Origin of the sequence: Fibrobacter sp. (genome assembly GCF_017545445.1) — a bacterium.
Classification (GTDB): domain Bacteria; phylum Fibrobacterota; class Fibrobacteria; order Fibrobacterales; family Fibrobacteraceae; genus Fibrobacter.
The window spans coordinates 1-4600 of record NZ_JAFWOM010000111.1 but is presented as its reverse complement, the minus strand read 5'-3'; the positions used below and the strand labels follow the sequence as shown (position 1 = coordinate 4600).

Sequence of the window (4600 nt, the reverse complement as noted above, 5' to 3'; positions counted from 1 at the left end):
GAGCTGCTTGCTCTGTTCCGACTTCGTCATTTCACCAAACTTGGCCTGGAATTCCTTCGCAGTAGTGGTGAGCTGGACGAGAGACTTGTTGTTTTCGTCGTCGATAATCTGGGCTACCATGTGGGACAAGGAACGGCGAACAGCCAAACGAGGGCATTCTGCAGTTCCGACAACAGACTTGCGTACGCGTTCGTGGCGTGCGATTCTGGACTGGATTCTTTTCTTAGCAATTGCAGTCATAGTTTACCCTTATTTACCTGTCTTCTTACCTTGCTTGCGACGCACAATTTCGCCACTGTACTTGATGCCCTTGCCCTTATACGGTTCAGGCTTGCGGTACTTGCGAATTTCTGCTGCAGCTTGGCCGACCTTCTGCTTGTCAATGCCGGAGATAGTAATCTTCAGCGGATCGACAGCCTTCAGTTCAACGCCTTCCGGAGCCTTGAAGATCACCGGATGAGAGAAACCGAGGACGAGGTTCAAATCCTTACCCTTCTGTTCTACGCGGTAGCCCACGCCAACGATTTCGAGAGTCTTCTGGAAACCCTTGGTCACGCCTTCGACCATGTTGTTGACGAGAGCGCGAGTGGTGCCGTGCATAGCGCGGGTGAACTTTTCATCGTTCGGACGGGAGAAGGAGAGCTGGTTGCCATCGAGCTTGATGGAGATCAGTTCATGAACGGTCGTTTCGAGCTTACCCTTCGGGCCTTCCACCTTGATGTTCTGGCCGTTGACGTCAACCTTGACGCCGGCCGGGATATTGATAATAGCTTTACCGATACGGGACATCTTTACCAAACCTTTGCGATGACTTCGCCACCCACCTTCTGTTCGCGGGCTTCGTGGTCAGTCATGACACCTTTAGATGTGGAGATGATAGCATAGCCGAGGCCGTTGCGGACGCGCGGAAGCTTGGCCACGTCAACGTAGTGACGAAGACCCGGCGAAGAAATGCGCTGGAGGCCCTGGATTGCGGATTCGCCCTTCGTGTAGCGGAGGAGGACCTTCAAAACGCCCTGCTTACCGTCATCGACGACGACGAACTTTTTAATGAAACCTTTTTCCTGCAACACGCGAGCGATTTCACGCTTCAAGTTGCTGGCAGGAATGTCCACCACGGGGAGCTTTGCCGAAGAGGCATTGCGGATACGGGTGAGCATATCGGCGATAGGATCAGTCATTGCCATGTTATACTCTCCTTACCAAGACGACTTTGTGATACCGGGGATTTCGCCGGCGAGTGCCATTTCGCGGAAGCAAATACGGCAAAGGCCAAAGCGGCGCATAAAGGCGTGCGGCCTACCGCAACGCTTGCAACGATTGTACCCACGAACGGTAAACTTCGGAGTACGCTTGCATTTTTCAATCATTCTTCTGCTTGCCATGGTATTACCTTACTTCCTGAAGGGGAGTCCAAGTTCTTCGAGAAGGGCACGGCCTTCGTCGTCCGTCTTAGCGGAAGTGACGAAAGAGATGTCCATACCGAAAGTACGGGAAATCTTGTCGATATCGATTTCAACGAAGATCGTCTGTTCCTTGATGCCGAGCGTGAAGTTGCCCATGCCATCAAAGCCACGGCGTGCGAGACCACGGAAGTCACGGACACGCGGAAGGTCGATGTTGATGAAACGATAGAGGAAGTCCCACATGTTGTCGCCATGAAGTGTGACCTTAGCACCGATGCCGATACCTTCACGGAGGTGGAAGTTAGCGACAGCCTTCTTAGCGTTAGTGACAATAGCCTTCTGACCGGTGATAGCAGTGAGAGTGTCGGCAGCTTCGTCGAGAATCTTGCGGTTCTGGGAAGCGGCGCCCACGCCCATGTTGAGCACGATCTTTTCGAGACGCGGAATCTGCATCACGTTCTTGTAGGCAAACTTTTGCTGCAAGGCCGGAACGACCTTTTCGAGATAGAATTGCTTCATCTGGTTCATTACGTTACCTTACACAGCCTTTCCAGTCTTGACACTGGTACGAACGCCCTTCTTGCCAGCTTCGCGAACGATGCGGGTACGAACGGGAGTGTTGCCTTCGAGAAGCATCACGTTGGAAATGTGAATCGGCATTTCCTTTTCAACGATGCCACCAGTCTGATTGGTCTGGGACGGCTTTTCGTGACGCTTGCAGACGTTAACGCCCGAAACGGTCACCTTGTCGCCCTTGACGCTGATGACTTGACCGGTCTTGCCCTTGTTGGCACCGGAAATCACCTTAACGTTATCATTCTTCTTAATGTTAGCCATTACAGAACCTCAGGTGCGAGGGAGATGATCTTCATGTATTTCTTGTCGCGGAGCTCACGAGCCACCGGTCCAAAAATACGGGTTCCACGCGGTTCGCCATCCTTGTTGATGAGAACCACTGCGTTGTCCGAGAAACGAATGAACGTTCCATCCGGACGTGCGATTTCTTTTGCTGTACGGACGACAACGGCGTCGGCCACGGAACCCTTCTTCACCTTGCTCTGGGGGATAGCGTCCTTAACGGCTACCTTGATGACATCACCGATGCTAGCATAGCGACGGTTTGTGCCACCCAAAACACGGATGCAGGCGACTTCCTTGGCACCACTGTTATCGGCCACGACGAGTCTGGTTTCTTCTTGAATCATATTCGCCTTACTCCAGGAGTTTACTTCTTCTTTTCCACAATGCGGACGAGGCGCCAGCGCTTCGTTGCAGAGAGGGGACGAGTTTCCATGATTTCGACCAGGTCGCCTTCTTGGGCTTCATTCTTTTCATCGTGAGCCTTGAGCTTGCTAGTCGTAGTCATGATCTTGTTGTACATCGGGTGACGCTTGCGGTTTTCGACCACAACCGTAATCGTCTTGTCCATCTTGTCGGAAGAGACGATACCCTGCTTGACTTTACGAAGGTTTCTTTCCATTTCCTGCTCCTGCCGGCTTATGCCTTGGCCTTTTCGCTGAGGATGGTCTTGATTCTGGCAATGTCCTTGCGGGCAGCGCGAATCACAGAGGGTTTTTCCAAATTACCGAGCTTCGCAGTCATGCGGTAATTGAACAAATCGAGATTCAACTGAGCCAGTTTTTCCTTGAGCTGGTCAACGCCCAGTTCTTTCAATTCACGTGCTTTCATTAGATCTCCGATTCTTCGATGATTTTGCACTTGAGGGGGAGCTTCTGAATTGCGACATGGAGAGCTTCCATGGCAAGTTCACGTTCAACACCACCCATTTCAAAAAGGATGCGACCCGGGAGGATGACGGCTGCCCAGAATTCGACGGCGCCCTTACCCTTACCCATACGGGCTTCTGCAGGGTGACGGGTAATCGGCTTATCGGGGAAGACGCGGATCCACACGCGGCCACCGCGCTTGATCTTACGAGTCATGGCGATACGAGCAGCTTCGATCTGGCGAGCGGTGAGCCAGCACTTTTCAAGAGCCTGGATACCGAATTCGCCAAAGGCGATATAGTTGCCACGAGAGGCGACGCCCTTCATGCGCCCTTTCATTTGCTTACGATGCAATGTTCTTTTCGGACTCAGCATAATTACTTCTCTCTCTTGTTGTCGTTCATGACGTCCTTACCAATCTTTTCACCGTGCATGATCCACACCTTGATACCGATGGCACCATAGACGGTCTTAGCGATGGCAGTAGCGTAGTCGATGTCAGCACGAAGAGTGTGCAGAGGCACGCGGCCTTCGGCATACTTTTCAACGCGGGCAATTTCGGCACCACCGAGGCGGCCGCCGCACTGCACCTTGATACCTTCCACACCCATGCGCATAGCGGACTGGATAGCACGCTTCATGGCACGGCGGAAAGAAATACGCTTTTCGAGCTGGCGAGCAATGTTTTCAGCCACGAGCTTGGCATCAGTTTCCGGACGCTTGATTTCGTGGACTGCAATATAGATTTCTTTACCGGTGAGGAACTGGAGTTCGCCCTTCAAACGTTCCAATTCTTCGCCCTTCTTACCGATGACGATACCCGGGCGAGCGGTATAGAGGTTGACGTTCACCTTCTTGACGGTACGTTCGATGCCGACCTTGGAGAGGGAGGCATGTTCGAAACGCTTCATCAAGTAGCGACGGAGCACGATATCTTCATAGAGAAGATCGGCAAACTTGTCTTCGGCATACCACTTGGATTCCCAACCGCGGATAACGCCAAGACGAAGACCATTAGGATGAGTTTTGTGACCCATTGTTAATTCTCCTTGTCTGCGACGACGACGGTGAGGTGGGAGAGCGGCTTTTCGATACGGAAAGCACGGCCCTGGGAACGCGGGTGAATGCGCTTCATGATCGTACCACCATCAGCGGTGATGGTCTTGATCACGATTTCTTCGGCGGAAACCGGAGCGGCGGACTTCTGCTTCAAGTTAGCGACAGCGGACTTGAGAGCATTTTCAACCAGCGGAGCACCCTTGGTCTGCGTACGGAGGATGGAGAGCATCGCGAAGGCTTCGCTGACGGACTTGCCACGAACGAGGTCGACTACGCGACGGAGCTTGCGAACGCCGTAACGGACGTTTTTAACTTTAGCAACAGCTTGCATTATTTCTTGCCTCCAGCAGTTTCAGTCTTGCGGTGACCGCGGAAAGTACGGGTCATGGAGAATTCGCCGAGCTTATG

The 4600-nt window shown here is 52.6% G+C and carries 12 protein-coding genes; all 12 read right to left on the bottom strand.

Going from position 1 to position 4600, the window contains the following annotated elements; translation table 11 throughout:
* On the bottom strand, window positions 1–240 hold a 240-nt coding region (locus IKG78_RS12410; RefSeq protein ID WP_290943906.1), incomplete at its 3' end, for a 50S ribosomal protein L18.
* 9 nt (window positions 241–249) lie between these two features.
* Entirely contained in the window at window positions 250–789 is a 540-nt protein-coding gene (rplF, locus tag IKG78_RS12405) for a 50S ribosomal protein L6 (RefSeq protein ID WP_290943904.1), read from the bottom strand.
* A gap of 2 nt (window positions 790–791) precedes the next feature.
* Entirely contained in the window at window positions 792–1187 is a 396-nt protein-coding gene (gene rpsH / locus IKG78_RS12400) for a 30S ribosomal protein S8 (protein ID WP_290943902.1), read from the bottom strand.
* 12 nt (window positions 1188–1199) lie between these two features.
* On the bottom strand, window positions 1200–1385 hold the full coding sequence (locus IKG78_RS12395) for a type Z 30S ribosomal protein S14 (protein WP_173798268.1): 186 nt from the start codon (window positions 1383–1385) through the stop codon (window positions 1200–1202).
* Between the two features lie 9 nt (window positions 1386–1394).
* Window positions 1395–1934, bottom strand: a complete 540-nt coding sequence (gene rplE, locus IKG78_RS12390; protein WP_014546107.1) for a 50S ribosomal protein L5 — start codon at window positions 1932–1934, stop codon at window positions 1395–1397.
* Between the two features lie 9 nt (window positions 1935–1943).
* Complete coding sequence (gene rplX, locus IKG78_RS12385) at window positions 1944–2243, bottom strand: 50S ribosomal protein L24 (RefSeq protein WP_290943899.1); 300 nt, start codon at window positions 2241–2243, stop codon at window positions 1944–1946.
* Window positions 2243–2611: a 50S ribosomal protein L14 gene (gene rplN, locus IKG78_RS12380; RefSeq protein WP_015732011.1), complete on the bottom strand. Its 369-nt coding sequence runs from the start codon at window positions 2609–2611 to the stop codon at window positions 2243–2245. The genes rplX and rplN overlap by 1 nt, the downstream gene beginning before the upstream one ends.
* Before the next feature lie 20 nt (window positions 2612–2631).
* Entirely contained in the window at window positions 2632–2886 is a 255-nt protein-coding gene (rpsQ, locus tag IKG78_RS12375; RefSeq protein WP_088630015.1) for a 30S ribosomal protein S17, read from the bottom strand.
* Window positions 2887–2903: 17 nt separating this feature from the next.
* The gene (gene rpmC / locus IKG78_RS12370; protein ID WP_173358224.1) at window positions 2904–3095 is read right to left on the bottom strand and encodes a 50S ribosomal protein L29; all 192 of its coding nucleotides are present in this window, start codon (window positions 3093–3095) and stop codon (window positions 2904–2906) included.
* Window positions 3095–3508 (bottom strand): 50S ribosomal protein L16, encoded by a 414-nt coding sequence (rplP, locus tag IKG78_RS12365; RefSeq protein ID WP_014546110.1) that lies wholly within the window; start codon window positions 3506–3508, stop codon window positions 3095–3097. The genes rpmC and rplP overlap by 1 nt, the downstream gene beginning before the upstream one ends.
* Before the next feature lie 2 nt (window positions 3509–3510).
* Complete coding sequence (gene rpsC / locus IKG78_RS12360; protein ID WP_014546111.1) at window positions 3511–4170, bottom strand: 30S ribosomal protein S3; 660 nt, start codon at window positions 4168–4170, stop codon at window positions 3511–3513.
* A 2-nt stretch (window positions 4171–4172) separates the two neighbouring features.
* The gene (rplV, locus tag IKG78_RS12355; protein WP_290943893.1) at window positions 4173–4523 is read right to left on the bottom strand and encodes a 50S ribosomal protein L22; all 351 of its coding nucleotides are present in this window, start codon (window positions 4521–4523) and stop codon (window positions 4173–4175) included.
* Window positions 4524–4600 lie beyond the last annotated feature (77 nt).